General features: G+C 36.4%; 8 protein-coding genes and 6 pseudogenes. 12 read left to right on the forward strand and 2 right to left on the reverse strand.

Annotation, left to right across the window (positions count from 1 at the left end; genetic code table 11):
• Positions 1 to 22: 22 nt before the first annotated feature.
• The 6 genes and pseudogenes from ABWU38_RS03240 to ABWU38_RS03265 all read left to right on the forward strand — a co-directional run.
• Positions 23 to 881: pseudogene (locus ABWU38_RS03240) on the forward strand (phage portal protein); the annotation flags it as partial.
• A gap of 190 nt (positions 882 to 1,071) precedes the next feature.
• Positions 1,072 to 1,635 (forward strand): annotated as a pseudogene (locus ABWU38_RS03245) (phage portal protein); the annotation flags it as partial.
• Between the two features lie 21 nt (positions 1,636 to 1,656).
• Positions 1,657 to 2,709, forward strand: a complete 1,053-nt coding sequence (locus tag ABWU38_RS03250) for a S49 family peptidase (protein WP_253309939.1) — start codon at positions 1,657 to 1,659, stop codon at positions 2,707 to 2,709.
• Between the two features lie 133 nt (positions 2,710 to 2,842).
• Complete coding sequence (locus ABWU38_RS03255) at positions 2,843 to 4,333, forward strand: AAA family ATPase (RefSeq protein ID WP_353272469.1); 1,491 nt, start codon at positions 2,843 to 2,845, stop codon at positions 4,331 to 4,333.
• 347 nt (positions 4,334 to 4,680) lie between these two features.
• Positions 4,681 to 5,058: a head decoration protein gene (locus tag ABWU38_RS03260; protein ID WP_353272463.1), complete on the forward strand. Its 378-nt coding sequence runs from the start codon at positions 4,681 to 4,683 to the stop codon at positions 5,056 to 5,058.
• 34 nt (positions 5,059 to 5,092) lie between these two features.
• A pseudogene (locus tag ABWU38_RS03265) lies at positions 5,093 to 5,302 on the forward strand (major capsid protein); the annotation flags it as partial.
• 112 nt (positions 5,303 to 5,414) lie between these two features.
• Here the strand turns inward: ABWU38_RS03265 and ABWU38_RS03270 are convergent.
• Positions 5,415 to 6,374, reverse strand: coding sequence for an IS110 family transposase (locus tag ABWU38_RS03270; protein WP_253308968.1), 960 nt, complete (start codon positions 6,372 to 6,374; stop codon positions 5,415 to 5,417).
• A 227-nt stretch (positions 6,375 to 6,601) separates the two neighbouring features.
• Here ABWU38_RS03270 and ABWU38_RS03275 point away from each other — a divergent pair, with 227 nt between their 5' ends.
• The 5 genes and pseudogenes from ABWU38_RS03275 to ABWU38_RS03295 form a co-directional block, all read left to right on the forward strand.
• Positions 6,602 to 6,931: a head decoration protein gene (locus ABWU38_RS03275; RefSeq protein ID WP_264688489.1), complete on the forward strand. Its 330-nt coding sequence runs from the start codon at positions 6,602 to 6,604 to the stop codon at positions 6,929 to 6,931.
• 105 nt (positions 6,932 to 7,036) lie between these two features.
• Positions 7,037 to 7,935 (forward strand): annotated as a pseudogene (locus tag ABWU38_RS03280) (major capsid protein); the annotation flags it as partial.
• Positions 7,936 to 8,132: 197 nt separating this feature from the next.
• Complete coding sequence (locus tag ABWU38_RS03285; RefSeq protein WP_353272843.1) at positions 8,133 to 8,264, forward strand: hypothetical protein; 132 nt, start codon at positions 8,133 to 8,135, stop codon at positions 8,262 to 8,264.
• 346 nt (positions 8,265 to 8,610) lie between these two features.
• A complete protein-coding gene (locus ABWU38_RS03290; protein WP_353272470.1) occupies positions 8,611 to 11,283 on the forward strand; it encodes a hypothetical protein in 2,673 nt (890 codons plus the stop codon).
• Positions 11,284 to 11,306: 23 nt separating this feature from the next.
• Positions 11,307 to 12,009, forward strand: a pseudogene (locus tag ABWU38_RS03295) (transposase); the annotation flags it as partial.
• A gap of 231 nt (positions 12,010 to 12,240) precedes the next feature.
• Here ABWU38_RS03295 and ABWU38_RS03300 read toward each other — a convergent pair.
• Positions 12,241 to 13,256: pseudogene (locus tag ABWU38_RS03300) on the reverse strand (IS110 family transposase).
• Between the two features lie 384 nt (positions 13,257 to 13,640).
• Between ABWU38_RS03300 and carB the strand changes: the two are divergent.
• On the forward strand, positions 13,641 to 16,943 hold the full coding sequence (carB, locus tag ABWU38_RS03305; RefSeq protein ID WP_253309625.1) for a carbamoyl-phosphate synthase large subunit: 3,303 nt from the start codon (positions 13,641 to 13,643) through the stop codon (positions 16,941 to 16,943).
• Positions 16,944 to 17,000 lie beyond the last annotated feature (57 nt).

Consider the following 17,000-nt stretch of genomic DNA (forward strand, 5'->3'; position numbering starts at 1 on the left):
AATTAAAACAATCAGAGGCTAAATGTTATTGAAATCATTCAAACAATTATTCCGGAAACCAAGAATCAAGAGCTCAGCGTGGGATGCATCAGGTTCAGGAAGGAGATTATTGCACTTTCAACCAGAGTCAGGAAGTATAAACAATTTGCTGTCTCAAAGCCTTGAGCACCTACGTAGTCGGTCTCGTGATATGGTAAGAAAGAACTCCTATGCAGCAAACATAATCGATACGATAGTGAGTAATTGCGTTGGAACAGGGATAAAACCGCAGTCAAAGGCGAAAGATGCAGAATTTCGGAAAAAAGTCCAAGAGTTATGGCTGAGATGGACAGATGAAGCAGACAGTAGCGGAGTGAGTGATTTTTATGGATTACAAGCTTTGGTTTGTAGGAGCATGATAGAAGGAGGAGAATGTTTTGTAAGACTCTGAACAAGAAAACGAGAAGATGGACTTTGTGTGCCGTTGCAACTGCAAGTACTGGAATCAGAGCATTTAGACAATAAGAGCAATCAAACCCTTGCCAATGGTAATGTAATTAGAAACGGCATTGAGTTCAATAGACTTGGGCAAAGAGAAGCATATTACCTATTTAGAGAACACCCTGGAGAAGGATCATTTGGCGAATCAGTTCGTGTACCAGCAAATGATGTTTTACATATCTATAGACCACTAAGACCTGGGCAGATTCGAGGAGTACCGTGGTTGTCCAGTGTACTGTTAAAGCTCTATGAACTTGATCAATATGACGATGCGGAATGGCTTTGTTGCATCGCTAGCTATGATGGATTAAAGATAAAAAAGATGGAGAATATCAGTAGCTTATTATTCTGGTATTTATAACAAGAACGGTCAGTGAATACCTAAATTTGAGTAAAAGAAATTTCACTACCACTCACTAATCCGGCTAAAATTCAAGAATTTCAATGCTTTAGCTATTTTCAATAGAATTAAGTTTATTAATATAAATAATAAATTACTATTCTTAAATTTGATCAGATTGATTGCAAAAAAACAAGATTTTCAATAGGTTGCTTATAATCCTAGCTATAGTTAGCCTTTCATAAGTAGCGATGCAACAAAGCCATCCCGGAGAAGATATTAAGTTCTCGGAACCATCAGATGTTGGAGGAAGTTATGAAGCATTCATGAAACAGCAGCTCAGGGCAATAGCAGTAGGCATGGGAATAACTTATGAGCAGCTAACAGGTGACTTAACAAATGTCAATTATTCATCAATCCGAGCCGGGTTAATAGAGTTTCGCCGGAGGTGCGGAATGTTACAGCATAACATAATGGTATTTCAATTTTGCCGGCCAGTATGGGATAGGTGGTTAGAGTTAGCAATACTATCTGGAGAACTAGACATAGGTGAAAAGTGGGCAAAAGAAGCGGCGAAAGAGGTAAAATGGATACCACAAGGATTTGATTGGGTGGATCCGCTAAAAGACCAGCAAGCACAGCAAATGGCGGTAAGGAATGGGTTTAAGAGCAGGTCAGAAGTGGTATCAGAACTTGGTTATGATGTAGAGGAAATAGACCAAGAAATTGCCGAAGATCAAAGACGTGCTAGTTCACTCAACTTAAGTTTTGACTCGGACGTCAGTAGTTTTAATTCTAATACTGAAATAATATAAGTGAGCTGGCTCAATAAACCGATGATGATAGAGCAAAGAAGCTTTGATTTATTGTCATTACATGTAGAGAAGCATCCAACGTTTAAAAACATAAAACATGCAGTAAGAAATAGTGAAAGGGGAATAAAAGTAATACCAATACATGGAATCTTGACGAAGAATTCAGAAGCTTTTGATGATGTGTTGGGGATGACATCGTATGAGAAGATACGTAAAGAGATAGAAGAAGCTTTAATAGATGAAGAAGTAGAAATAATAATTTTGGACATAGACAGCCCCGGAGGAGAAGTAAACGGTTTATTCGACCTTGCTGACTTTATTTACGAAGCAAGGGCATTAAAAAAGATCATAGCAATAGCAAATGATGATGCGTATTCTGCGGCGTATGCAATAGCGTCAAGTGCCGAAAAAGTATTTGTAAGCAGAACATCTGGGGTAGGAAGCATAGGAGTAATAGCAAGCCATATAGATCAAAGTGGGTTTGATGAAAAACAAGGGATAAAATATACCACAGTATTTGCAGGAAGTCGAAAAAACGATTTAAACCCGCATGAGCCAATAACATCAGAAAGTCTGGAAAGCTTACAAGAGGAAGTAGACCGCCTATATGAAATGTTTTTGCAGCTTATAGCAAGAAACAGAAATTTGTCCACGGAAAGAATCAAATCAACGGAAGCAGGGCTATATTTTGGTGAGAGAGCAATAGAAATAGGTCTTGCTGATGGAATCACAACGTTTTCTGAATTTATAGATAATTATAGGAGAAATAATATGACTAAAACTGAGATAAAAGAACAAGCAATAGATATTGATGATCTAATTGAGCAAGGAAGATGTTTAGGGTACGAGAGCTGCCGCACGGAAGTATTAGAGGTAATACGATTATGTAATTTATCAAAGATGCCAGAGAAGATAGGAGAATTTATTGAGCAGAATGTAAATGCGAAACAAGCGCAAGAGATATTAATGTCGATACTAGCAGAGCGTACGAAGAAGACAGAGATTTTGAGTACAATACCGCAAAGTACACCGGAAGACTTGATGATGCAGGTAGCGAAAAGTCGGGGCATTTGATGGTCTTAACCGCGGTATATAATGCTAACATACGCCGCGGTAAAATAAAGTTGATCATCTTATAACCGCGGTATATAATGCTAACATACGCCGCGGTAAAATAAAGTTGATCATCTTATAACCGCGGTATATAATGCTAACATACGCCGCGGTAAATTGTATGAGTGAACCAATAATTGGTAGAGAAAAAGAAATAGCCATCCTAGAAAATAAGCTTCTTTCCCAATCAGCCGAGTTTATCGCAGTGTATGGTCGACGTCGTGTAGGAAAAACATATTTAATAAAACAATTTTTCAACAAACGTGATGTAATCCTATTTGAGCAGACAGGTCTCAACAAAGGTGCTTTGAAGGAGCAGCTTGAGATCTTTGCAGAATCATTATCTAGATCTTTTTACAATGGTGTAAGAATGGCTTTGCCTAAAAACTGGATGGATGCATTGCATCAATTAACTCTTTCGATTGATATTCATAGAAATGAGCAGGTTGTTTTATTTTTTGATGAGTTGCCATGGCTTGCTGCAAGAAAATCTGGATTTTTAGTAGCACTGGAACACTACTGGAATGTATATTGGACATATCGAAAAAGGCTTATATTGATCGTGTGTGGTTCAGCAGCATCATGGATGTTAGAAAATTTAATCTATAATAAAGGAGGATTACATAACCGTATTACTGCAAGAATACCTTTGCAGCCTTTTAACTTAAGTGAAACTAAAGAGTATCTAAGGTATTCAGGAGTCAATCTTAATCACCAGCAGATATTACAGATCTATATGGACATGGGAGGGATACCACACTACCTTAAGGAAGTAAGTCAAGGATTATCAGCAGCACAAAATGTTAATGCGATCTGTTTTCAGAAGGAAGGTTTGTTATTTGATGAATTTGATATGTTGTTCCACTCGTTGTATGAAGAACCAGAAATATATATAAATATTATTCGTGCGATTGCAAGAAAGCCAAAAGGGATCAGCAGGAAAGAACTTATAAAAGCAACTAAAATCACTGAAGGTGGGTACTTAACTACTAAACTAAGGAGCTTAGAAGCAGCAGGATTTATTGGAGGTTTTTTACCACTGAATAAGGCAAAGAGAGGAGTATATTACAGGGTAATGGACGAATATGTGTTATTTTATCTAACGTGGATTGAACCATTCAGAGAAGTAATGAAAAAGGCAATAACAAGTGATGTTCATTATTGGGAGTTAGCAATAAAAAAACCAGCTTGGCTAACATGGACAGGACAAGCATTTGAAGCAGTGTGTTTTAAACATGCCAATACGATTAAAAGAAAACTAGAGATGGAACATATACTAACTGTATGTGGTGAGTGGCAATATCACCCAGAGAAAGACAGCGAAGAAAGTGGTGCTCAGATAGACTTGGTGTTTGATCGAGAGGATGGATGTACGACACTTTGTGAAATAAAATACAGTGATAAGCCTTATACGATAACAAAAGAATATATAGAACAGTTAAGAAAAAAAGAGGCAATTTATAAAGAGAAAACTAGGTCAAAGAAACAAATATTTTGGGTACTTATTGCTGCAAACGGAGCGACTGAAAACCAGCACTTGAAAGATATAATCAACAAAGTGATTACGTTAGAAGATTTATTTTAACTTAACATCAAAATTTTAGAAAAACTTAAGCAGTTTTTTTAAGTAACAAATATAGGAGAAAAAACATGACAAGTATAACTGAAACAAATAATTTAGCAGTTGTGTTAAAAGTCAATAGAGAAATGAAAAATACTGAAAAATAATTTTTACTTGGTGGGCTATAAAGCCAAAGATGCTTTTAACATATTTTACGTAATTTCGGAGGATTTATTGATGCAGGCAGCCAAGGCACGACAAAATATATAAACCTACAAAGCTAAAGCTATTCCGCGGACTATAGCAACTACAAATTCAGCGGAAAAAACAAAATTAATAACTTTATCAGCCAAAATTTCCAGGAGAAAAACATGTCTTGTATAACTGAACCAAATAATCTTGGTGACCTCTTAAAATATGAGGCATCAAATCTATACTCACGTGACCAAATTACTGTTGCTAAGGGACAAAACCTAAAGCTTGAAGCAGTGGTTAGCAAAAAGACAGATGATGGGGGCTTTATAAGAGCTCTAAATCCGCTAGGCACAGATGGTACTCAAACAGCAATAGGTGTGATTATAAACGATGTAAATAGTAAAGATGCAGATATTAAAGCAGTAATCATTACTCGCGTAGCTTTACTTGCTGATCATGCAATTGTCTGGCCAGCAAATATAACTGAAGAGCAAGAAACAGCAGCAATAAAACAACTTGAAGAGAGGGGTATTATTGTCCGTAAAGGAATCTGAATTTTATATTAATTTTTAATAGGAGCTAAACATTATGCAAAATCCACTTTCAAATCCAGCATTCAATATGATAGCATTAACTGGAGCTATTAATATTTTACCAATTAGTTTTGGTCGAACTGAAAGTTTAAAACTTTTTCCGAGTAAATCAGTAAGGTTTCGCCATATTGCCATTGAAGAACAAAACGGTTTTTTAGCACTACTTCCAACTCAAGTTCCAGGAGCACCAGCAACTGTTGGAAAAATAAGTTGTAATATTTGATTTAAATTCTTTTAAAAAGTGTGGATGTGGATAAGTGCTTTCAGTCTGTGTAAGCGCACTTATCCACATCCACACTAATCTGCTAGTGTTGGATCTAAGCAGACTTAGGGCTGTATTCCTCAGTAAAAACCCTGTCATCTCTTACTAAAGAGTTAGCAAGTAAAAGTAACTTTCTCATAGCAGCAGTGGAAGCAACTTTATATGGTTTTTTATATTGATTATGTAACCTATCAAAAAAAGTTTTTATGAAAGAATTCCATTTCCGCGCACTAAGAATACACATATACAAGACTGTTCTAATTTGTGACCTACCGCCTTGAATGCACCTTTTTCCTTTATTAAAACCACTGTCTCGATTAAAAGGTGCAACTCCGGCAATGCTAGATATTTGCTTTCTTTGAAGAGTTCCTAATTCTGGCAGATAACAAATAATAGTAATAGCTGTGATTTTACTTACACCTGGTATACTAGTTATTGATATGTATTTTTTTTTAAGCTCTTGACTTTGTTCAATCAACTCAATCATCTCATCTTCTAAAACTTGAATTTGATTCTGTAATATGACAAGTAGCTCTTCCATTTGTTTGATTATGGATATATCAGTTACTTGATGAGCTTGAGTTTTTTGTATTTTTGCCATTTCTACTAGTTGATTTCTACGAGATAGCTTTTGCCTCAAGAAGTCAACATTACTAACTTTTAAAGGAGTAACGCGCATATCTGTATTATTAATATAACGTGAGATAATGCTGCAGTCTATTTTATCAGTTTTAGTAGCAATACCAAGGCTTTTTGCATAGTCTCTCACCCATCTAGGTTGAATTACATATACTTCGAAACCATGGCTTAGTAAAGTATAAGCACATAATTTTTCGTACCCACCAGTTGCTTCAAGTCCAACTTTGATTACATTATGTAAATGCAGAAAGTCGAGTATTTGATCAATAGCTTGAACGTTATTTTCAAATACTTTATAATGTCCAAGTGGATGAATGTGGATATCTAGTTTATTTTTGCTAACATCAATGCCAGCAATGATATTTGATAAATTCATAATTCCTCCATAGAATAACATGTAATACTGCATTTTCCACCCTTATATACGAGCCTAAAAGCTCAATCAGTTGTTCGGAACTTTTCAGTAAATAATCAGGGAAGAGAACCTTGCTAAATTACGGTCCTTTATGACCAAGGCGATCTACGGTTCCTCTTCTCTGCATGTTCTTAATATTACCACTTTGTAATATTTATGAACTTGTTTTTAACATATAAGGTGACCTTCTGAAATATGAAGTATATAGAGATTATACAAGAGAGGAAATAACCGTAGCCAAAGGACAAAACCTCAAACTTGGAACAGTTGTTGGCTATGATAAAGATAACATGATTAAGATAATAAATCCAACGGCCACGGATGGAACACAAACAGCGATAGGTGTAATAACAAGTGATGTAAACGCAACGGAAACCACCAAAGCAGTAATCATTACTCGTATTGCAATGTTAGCAGATCATGCAGTGGTGTGGCCAGCAAATATAACAGAAGAGCAAAAAGCTGCAGCAATAAAACAACTTGAAGCACGAGGCGTTATCATCCGCAAGGGAGTTTAACGAGCTACCAGACTCAGCAACTTACATAGAAACAACTTAAAACACACAGCATTAAAGGGAAAGGGGGAAAGAATGCAAAATCCATTTACAAATCCAGCATTTAGTATGACGGAATTAACTAAAGCAATAAACATATTGCCGATAAATTATGGTCGAACAGAAAGCTTAAATTTATTTCCAAGTAGATCGGTAAGATTTCGACATATTACGATAGAAGAACACCACGGAGTTTTAACTTTATTACCAACACAAGTCCCAGGAGCACCAGCAACAGTAGGGAAAAGAGGAAAAAGGAAAATAAGGACGTTTACGATACCACATATTCCCCATGATGACGTAGTATTGCCTGAAGAAGTACAAGGAATAAGGGCATTTGGGTCAGAGAGTGAACTAAAAGCACTTGCAGATGTAATAACCGATCATTTGCAATTGATGAGAAACAAACACGCAATAACGTTAGAACATTTGCGGATGGGGGCGTTAAAAGGGATTATTCTGGATGCTGATGGCAGTGAGTTATTAAACCTTTACAACGAATTTGAAATTACGCCAAAAGTAGTAAATTTTGCGCTGGGAACAGCAACCACCGATGTCAAGCGTAAGTGTCTGGAAGTATTGAGGCATGTTGAGGACAACTTAAGTGGTGAATATATGACCGGGATTCATGCGCTGGTAAGCCCAGAGTTTTTTGACGCTTTAACTTCTCATACCAAGGTAAAAGAAGCATACGAGAGATGGCAAGAAGGAGCAGCACTCCGGAACGACATGAGATCAGGATTTACGTTCTGTGGAATAACATTTGAGGAGTACAGAGGACAAGCAACTGACCCTGAAGGAAATGTGAGAAGATTTATAGAAAAAGACACGGGACACTGTTTTCCACTAGGAACAGCAAGCACATTTACTACTTACTTTGCCCCAGCGACTTCAATGAAACAGTAAATACACTAGGGCAACCGTTATATGCAAAACAAGAGCCAAGAAGATTTGATAGAGGGACCGATTTACATACTCAGTCAAATCCTTTACCAATGTGCCATCGCCCAGGAATATTAATCAAAGTCGTTGCAGCATAACAATACTGGTAGAGCAACTACAAAAGTGGTGAGGCATGAAAGTGCTCTACCAGTATGCCCCTTCTTAGCGTGCATGTAGAGATTAGTGCATAAAGGTAAAGTATGCAAGAAAAAATAAAAAGATTATGAAAGATTGTTTTGCACATCTAGGGCAGCAAGCGTTGTATGAATCAAAGGATAAGTCATACATGGTGCAGATATTAAAGCAACAGCCAGATAGATTATACGGGATGGCTTTGTTGCATCGCTACTTATGAAAGGCTAACTATAGCTAGGATTATAAGCAACCTATTGAAAATCTTGTTTTTTTGCAATCAATCTGATCAAATTTAGGAATAGTAATTTATTATTTATATTAATAAACTTAATTCTATTGAAAATAGCTAAAGCATTGAAATTCTTGAATTTTAGCCGGATTAGTGAGTGGTAGTGAAATTTCTTTTACTCAAATTTAGGTATTCACTGACCGTTCTTGTTATAAATACCAGAATAATAAGCTACTGATATTCTCCATCTTTTTTATCTTTAATCCATCATAGCTAGCGATGCAACAAAGCCAATAATAATAGGGCATTTGCTGTTGGTTTACATGATCAATCAAGATTGCAAGATTTAAAAGTCGGTGGGCTAGGTAAAAAAGTTCCATTTGCTTTGCGTTTTGCCAATTTTTACAAAGTCATAGAGGTTTTAAAGGATGAAGGGACACCATTAGAAGAAAGACTAAGAATAGCAAATAATATAGCAACTGGTTCAGGAAAAACAGGGGATATAGCGCTCTTAAAATTCTGGGCTTATCTTACAAATATTCCTTGCGTTACTGCAGTTCCAAGCGACAATTTGAGAAATCAATCAAATAATTTTGATAGAGCATTTTTACCTGATGAAGTTGCACAAGAATTTGCTGAACCTTTTTCTGAAACAAATGCTGAATATGCAACTTCAACTTTTACTGAAGCGTTTAATACGCAATGGAATTTGCTTAATGATAAATATGGTAAAAATAAAAGCAAACCAGCATTGATTCTTATCGATGAAGCTCCAAAATTGAAAGAAAATGCTGTGCAAATGGCTCGTGCAGTTGAAGTATCTCGTGGTAACCCGACTGCTTTTTTCAGTGCTACACCAGATAAATTTCTCAGTGAAGAATTTAAAATAAAACAACAGATCTTGCTTTCTCCAAAGGAAAGAGAAGCACTTGGTATTGGAAAATTGCCTGTGGTGTACTACCATAAAATGAAATTTAAAAACTTGGAAGAGATGGTAAGTGCTAAAGGTCGAGGCAAAAGCACATATGAGTTGCGATTTGTAAATCCAGAAATAGCATATACAGAAAAAAGTGAAAATACCCATACAAGACTCAATCAATATAAAGATGCAGTAGCGAAATTTATAAGTGAGATAACAAAGCAGAACGGTGATCTTAGTAAGCTATCACAGCCATTTTTAGATTTCATTAGCAAATCATTAGACAGTCAAGCTTATAAGAAAGGTTTAATCGGCACTGAAGAAAGGTGGGCAGAAAACGTGAAAAATTATATCACTGAGGGAAGAAAAGATGATGCTCAAGAAAGAAGAAAAAAGCGCATAGAATCTTTTGTTAAAGTAATTAAAGATCTGAATATTGGGTTAACAGAAAACAATATAAGATGCCTGGTAGAGGAAAACTTAAATGTTGAAATTGGTAGCAAATTACTTCCTTCCATTAAACTACATAACATACTTGATACTTTGGATGAATATAAAAAGAGTGGCAGAGCAGTTAATAAGGATGAAATAAGTAAATTTATTGATGAAAAATATGAAATTACTGATTCTTCTTCTCTAGAGTTCAATTCTGAACTCACAGATGCTATATTGAAATTACATAAGCTTCAAAGTGATCAAGGTCACAAAAAAAGTACGGAACGTAACTATCCTGGAGATAAAAAACTACATGAGCATATTTTTAACGAATTTCCTAAAATTAAAAAATTTTGTGAGCAGGATGCAGTTATCTGTTGCTTTAATGGAAGTGTGAAGCGTTTCAAAAGTAATGGAGAGCAAATCTATCAGTATATTGATGATATGGATAAAAAGAATATACTTAGTATAATTAAGGCTGGCTTTGTGCCAAACACTATTTCTAAAGAGCTGGCATTAGGAATTGATGCTCCAAGACTCAGCAGAGCTGCAGCTATAGTAAAAGACAAAACCGAAATGCTAGATCCAATGTTTTTACTTCAGCTTATGGGAAGAGTTGGAAGAGATGCAAAAAGTAAAGGATCATGTTATTTTGATATGTTTACATCTGATGAAAGCTGCTTAAAGGTTGATGAAATAACTACGCTATCAGGAGCAAACCTCATTACAAAGCTTGAGGAGGGGCATGAAAATTATATTCGAGATGGAGAAGGTAATATTAAAACGTGTTCTGCTTTGTTGGAGTGGGATATAAAGCAAATTATCGTACTCTATGATTTGGATCCTCATCTTCAGAAAGAACAAAGTCTTCGAAACGCAGTTGCAAAAAGAATAAAGAGCGAGTTGAGTAATCTAAGCATTCAATATCGTTATGATAAAAAAGCTGTTATAAGCGTTTTTACCGGTGTTTTAAAACGAAGTACATCTAATTTGGAAAGAACTTTCAATACACAAAAAGTAAACCTAGAAAATGTAAGGAGATTAGGGGCTTGTGTAGATTATGCAGAAAGCATCCCATTAAATGATGCAGCACTCAAGGAGTTAGAAGAGTCAATAAAAGGGCTTAAAGGTGTAGTCAAGCAATTGGAGCAAGTGAGCACAAACGCACTAGAATACTCGGACGACATGTCACTAGCAGATTGGGCACGCTATATAGTTCATACAAAACCTATGAGCCACGAAGATTTACTTAAAGCCGATCCCAATTCTAGAGCTCCAATTTTCATGGAACAAAAAGAAAGATCACAAAGAAGATGTGCCTCTGTACATAATGCAAGTGAAAGTATAGGAACACCTAGTACTGCAAGTAAATCCTTTCAGCAAGTCAGCACAAAAAAGAAAATTATGTATGGTGTGATGATAGCTTCTCCATTTATAGCAGTGGGAATTTACGCTTTAGTTGTAGGTGCAGCAGTTTTCGATCCTGTGGTAGCTGCTGGCATATTTGTTGGAGCTGTGGTAACTGCTGCTATACTATTTGGAGCAGTAAAAATTTATGAAAAGAAAGCAGAAAATCCAGATATGGAAGTAGGAACTGCTGTTAAGCAGGGAGTGTTAAATAAACTGTGTCAAACCGAAAAAAAAGTAATAAATTGATATAAAAAAATGGAGGTTTGACAATGAGTCAGAAAGTAGTAAACAGAACTACCGGTTTGGTAGATTATAAAGAATTAGAAACAAATATCCTGTTGTCTATACGAGAAGGAAGACCGTTGACAGGAAGAGATGGAGCATTAACACCGTTTATAAAAAAGTTGCTGGAGGTAAGCCTGGAAGGTGAAATAGAAAACCACTTGTCGGCTGAAAGCGAAGAGAATAATCGAAGAAATGGGAGGAATGCAAAGACTTTACGTACAAGCGCAGGGTCATTTGAGCTTTTGACGCCAAGAGATAGGGAAGGAAGTTTCGAACCACAAATAGTCAAAAAAAGGCAAACAAACTTACATCCAGAGCTTGAAACGAAGATTTTGAGCACATTTGCCAGTGGTATGGGCTATAGAGATATAGTGTCACATGTTGAGGAAATTTATGATCACAAAATATCGGTGGCAGAGATATCAAGTATTACTGACAAATTGCTACCAGTAATCAACGAATGGCGTAGTCGCCCGCTGCAGTCTGTATATCCGATAGTTTTCATGGTTTTTTAAAGTCAAAGAGGACGGGCATTGCGTAAGTAAATGCATGTATAACATATTAGGCATAGATCAAAATGGCAAAAAAGAAGTATTAGGTTTTTATTTGGCTGAAAGTGAAGGAGCTAACTTCTGGTTGGGAGTGCTAAATGACCTCAAAGAAAGAGGAGATACCGTCTTGTTAGTCAACAAAAAAATTATAAAAATTTCCCAAGTTGCATCATAAAATCAAAAAATACTTCCAATTGTGTAACAGTACACAGATTATAGTTAGTGGATATGTTGATAAGTAAATTAGTTTTATACGCACAAAACAGATGAAGTTTACTTATCAACATATCCACTAACCAACAACATTCAATAAATTTGTGTAAGATACCACTTTACATAAGATAGATGATAGGAAGCATTTTTGATTTTAAAGTACTAAACCTTCAGTCAACCTCCTAGCCCTGTAGTTTTTGATATGGTTAGGATCAAAAGCACTTTTGGATGTCAGAATACCGAAAATGATATGGAGTAGCTTACGCATTGCAGCACCAACGATGGCCATATTATGCTTACCCTTTTCCTTTAATCTTTGGCAAAAGCTCATAATGATAGGATTGTGATTCTTAGCTACTATGGCAGGAAAGAAAAGTGCCTTACGTAATGTTTGTGAACCGGATTTACTTAATCTGGGTTTGGCATATACAGAGGAACCTGACGTCATATTTCGTGGTATAACTCCTGTATATGCTGCCAATTGCCTGGCATCTCTAAAAACCTCTATATCAGAAACTTCAGCTAAAATAGCTATTGCTGATTCTTCTCCTATGCCTGGAATAGTCAATAGAAGTTGAAAATTTTCCAACAATTCTTTGTGTTGATTTAATAGTTCACGTACGGAGTTTTTTATTGTTTCTATTTTTTGAGCTATATTCATTGCAAGGTCTTCCCAAGCATTTGCAACTTCTTTAGGCAGTCTCTCTTTTTTTTCTAAGTGGTTATTTACTAATGTTAACTCATCTTTTAACGCAACTGAGCAACGATAAAGATGTTTTAATTTTTTCATTTCAGGAGAAGGTGGTGTCCAACTAGAAGGTTCCTGTCTTTGGCAATAATCAGCAATAACTTCTGCATCGGTCTGATCATTCTTTTGTCGTATCAGCTTACTCCTTGCATAAGATTTTATGCAATAAGGATTTACAACACTTACAAAATGTCCAGCATTGTGTAGAAATTCAGCCAGTGCTTCGCTATAACAACCAGTAGATTCCATGCAGGTTTTTACTTTTTCTACATTATGTTTGTGTAGAAAATTCAGTAGACTTTGAAACCATCGTTCTTAAAGCTTCTTTTTCTAGTTTCACGCTTTCCTTTTTTGCTTATAAATGAGAGAAAAACATCAAAGCGATCTTTTGATATATCTATGCCCAAAAAGTTGTTGATCATATATAACCCCATACGTTACCATTAAAAATGAAAAGTAAGGCTAGTCTTGTGAATACAGAATTAGAACCATTCAGGTCTTTCTACGATACCGTCCAGCCTATACTTTTGAGAAGGGAATTCTTATCTCCTCTACAGATTTTATATCTAAGAAGAAGCACAGAGTTCCTCCCTTCTCCACCTAATGCTTAAGCTTAAAACATTAGATGCTTTTGACAAGATACAAGTAGAAGGCTACTTGGATGACGCCCTCCTAGTGGACTCAAATCACAATGTTCGTACAGTTATGCGTCAAGCCTAAAAACAGTTAGCTAATAGGTTTAATAAAAATTCACATATACAGGAAAGATTGGTAACATTATTTGAACAGAAATCGTTATTGTAATTATGCCAAAACGCACAGATATAGAATCTATATTAGTAATAGGAGCAGGCCCAATAGTTATAGGTCAGGCATGCGAGTTTGATTATTCCGGAACGCAAAGCTGTAAAGTATTAAAAAGTGAAGGTTATAAAGTCATTTTGGTTAACTCCAACCCCGCAACTATAATGACAGATCCTGAGTTTTCTGATGCAACTTATATTGAGCCGGTACTGCCTGAAATCATAGAGAAAATTATAATTAAGGAGATGCCAAATGCAATATTGCCAACAATGGGCGGGCAAACAGCACTCAATTGCGCAATAAAACTTGCAGATGATGGAGTGTTAGACAAATACAATGTAGAATTAATAGGGGTAAATAGAGAAGCAATAAAAAAAGCAGAGGATAGAGAGTTATTCCGTCAGTCCATGGATAAAATAGGGCTAAAATACCCCAAAAGTATCATTATAAAAAATCAAGAACAAATAAGAAAGGCTTTGGATTACATTGGATTACCAGCAATCATCCGCTCGTCATTCACCCTTGGTGGTGCAGGTAGCGGCATAGCATACAATAAAGAGGAGTTTTTCAATATTGCAGAAAGTGCTCTCAAAATTTCGCCAATAAATGAAGTTCAGATAGATGAATCAATTATCGGCTGGAAAGAATATGAAATGGAAGTTATCCGTGATTGTAAAGATAACTGCATAATAGTCTGTTCGATAGAAAATATTGATCCAATGGGAGTGCACACCGGAGATAGTATCACGGTTGCTCCTGCTTTGACTCTGCGTGACGTAGAATACCAACAGATGAGAAATGCATCTATAGCAGTGCTAAGAGAAATTGATGTTAGTGCCGGTGGTGCAAATGTTCAGTTTGCAGTGAATCCTAAAGAAGATGGAAGCCTCGTTGTGATTGAAATGAATCCAAGGGTTTCTCGCTCTTCTGCACTTGCTTCAAAAGCAACAGGTTATCCTATTGCAAAAGTTGTAACTAAACTTGCTATCGGCTATTCACTCGATGAGATACGTAATGATTGCGCTCCAGTTATACCTGCTGCATTTGAACCAGTGATTGATTACATCGTCACTAAAATTCCTCGTTTTGAATTTGAGAAGTTTAAGGGGACGAATTGTGAACTATCAACTTCCATGAAATCAGTGGGGGAAGTGATGTCGATCGGCCGCACTTTTAATGAGTCGCTGCAGAAAGCTTTTCGCTCGCTTGAAACTGGGCTTACGGGACTTAATGAAGTATTTCCTGAAAATACTGATATTGATCACATCAGATCTCAATTAGCAAAATTGCTGCCAAACAGATTACTGATTGCTGCTGACGCAATGCGTCATGGAATAAGCATAGAAGAAATAAATTCGATTACAGGATATGACTTATGGTTTTTGCAGAATATACAGCAAATTATATTAGCTGAACAAAAAATCAAGGAAAACGGCCTTCCTGAGACTGCATATGAAATGTTAGAGCTGAAAAAAATGGGGTTTTCAGATGCAAGATTGGCAAAATTAAGCAATAAGAAAGTAGAGCAAATTGAAGAAATAAGAAAAAAATTTGGCATTAAACAAGTTTATAAGCGTGTAGACACCTGTGCAGCTGAATTTGAATCGAGCACTGCTTATATGTATGGCTGTTATGAGGGTAACACAATGATGTCATTCCAGCGCGTGACGCTGGAATCCAGAGATAAGGAAGAATGGATCCCAGTGTCAGCTACTCGGATGACAGAGGGAATGGAGTGCGAAGCAGATGTTTCTGACCGAGAAAAGGTTGTCATTTTAGGAAGTGGTCCAAATCGCATTGGTCAAGGTATTGAGTTTGATTATGCATGCGTACATGCAGCTTCTGCCGCCAAAGAAATGGGGTATGAAACAATAATGATCAACTGTAATCCAGAAACCGTTTCAACTGATTATGATACCGCTGATCGTTTATATTTCGCCCCACTGATTGCAGAGGATGTGCTTGAAATACTAAGTAAAGAGCAAGAAAATGGCACACTGGTTGGTGTAATAGTTCAAATAGGTGGTCAAACACCTTTAAAGTTAGCCAAAGTGCTTAACGAGAGAGGTTTCAAAATTCTGGGAACTTCGTTTGATTCTATTGACCTTGCAGAAGATCGCATGAGGTTTAAAAACCTTGCTTTGCAACTTAATTTAAAACAACCTGAAAGTTCTATCTGCCATTCAGTAAAAGAAGCGTTAACCAACGCAGAAAAGGTGGGGTTTCCACTAGTAGTCAGGCCATCATATGTCCTCGGCGGTCAGTCTATGTCGATTAGACACGATACTCAGAGCTTTAAAGAGTATGTCTTGAATCAAACCAAAATTTTTGAACACGGATCGCTGCTTCTTGATAAATTTTTAGTCAATGCAGTTGAGGTTGACGTTGATGCTGTGTGTGATGGGAAAAAAGTTTTCATTGCAGCGGTAATGGAGCATATTGAAGAAGCTGGTATCCACTCTGGCGATTCAACATGCTCAATACCGACAAATACATTGAGTGACGAAGTAATAAAAGAGATCGAGCTCCAAACTGAAAGAATAGCTCTTGCACTAGAAGTGAAAGGTCTGATAAACATTCAGTTTGCTGTTCAAGAGAGTTATGTATACATACTTGAAGTAAATTTACGAGCTAGTCGAACCGTTCCTTTTATTTCCAAGGTAATCAATATTCCTATTGCAAAGCTTGCCACTCAGGTTATTTTGGGTAAAAAATTGAATCAGGAAAACAAGCCTTTCAATCATTTTGCAGTTAAAGCTGCTGTTTTTCCATTCACGCGCTTTTCGGGAATTGACACTCTACTTGGTCCTGAAATGAAATCAACAGGAGAAGTAATGGGAATTGACTCATCGTTTGAAGCTGCACTTGCAAAAACGCACATGGCTGCAGGATACAAGTTACCAATAGAAGGAACAGCTCTGGTTTCAGTAAAAGATGATGATAAAGAGTATATATTGCCTGTTGCACGAATGTTGAAAGAACTGAGTTTTGAAATATATGCAACCAAAGGCACAGCTTTATATCTGAATAATAACGGCATTGCTGCAAAAGCTGTAAATAAAGTGAGAGAAGGCAGACCCCACATAGTTGATATGCTCAAAGATGGAAAAATAAATCTAGTAATCAATACTTCAAAAGGTGTGAAATCAGTCTCAGATAGCAAAGATATCAGGAGAACTGCTATTTTGCAAAATATAGCTTATAGCACCACAGCTTCTGGGAGTAAAGCGTTAGTGCTTGCAATTCAATATGTAAAGAATAGCAAATTGGAAGTGAAATCATTACAGCAGATACAAAACGTTTAAATGCCAAACGAAAATAATTCATTACTCTATCTCAAAATTGTGGTAGAGTAATGTAAG

Source organism: Wolbachia endosymbiont (group A) of Urophora cardui (genome assembly GCF_964028435.1).
GTDB lineage: Bacteria > Pseudomonadota > Alphaproteobacteria > Rickettsiales > Anaplasmataceae > Wolbachia.

Coding starts and splice junctions, on each gene's coding strand:
- ABWU38_RS03285 (WP_353272843.1), top strand. CDS start 8,133: ATGAAAGATTGTTTTGCACATCTAGGGCAGCAAGCGTTGTATGAATCA.
- ABWU38_RS03250 (WP_253309939.1), top strand. CDS start 1,657: ATGATGATAGAGCAAAGAAGCTTTGATTTATTGTCATTACATGTAGAG.
- carB (WP_253309625.1), top strand. CDS start 13,641: ATGCCAAAACGCACAGATATAGAATCTATATTAGTAATAGGAGCAGGC.
- ABWU38_RS03260 (WP_353272463.1), top strand. CDS start 4,681: ATGTCTTGTATAACTGAACCAAATAATCTTGGTGACCTCTTAAAATAT.
- ABWU38_RS03255 (WP_353272469.1), top strand. CDS start 2,843: ATGCTAACATACGCCGCGGTAAATTGTATGAGTGAACCAATAATTGGT.
- ABWU38_RS03270 (WP_253308968.1), bottom strand. CDS start 6,374: ATGAATTTATCAAATATCATTGCTGGCATTGATGTTAGCAAAAATAAA.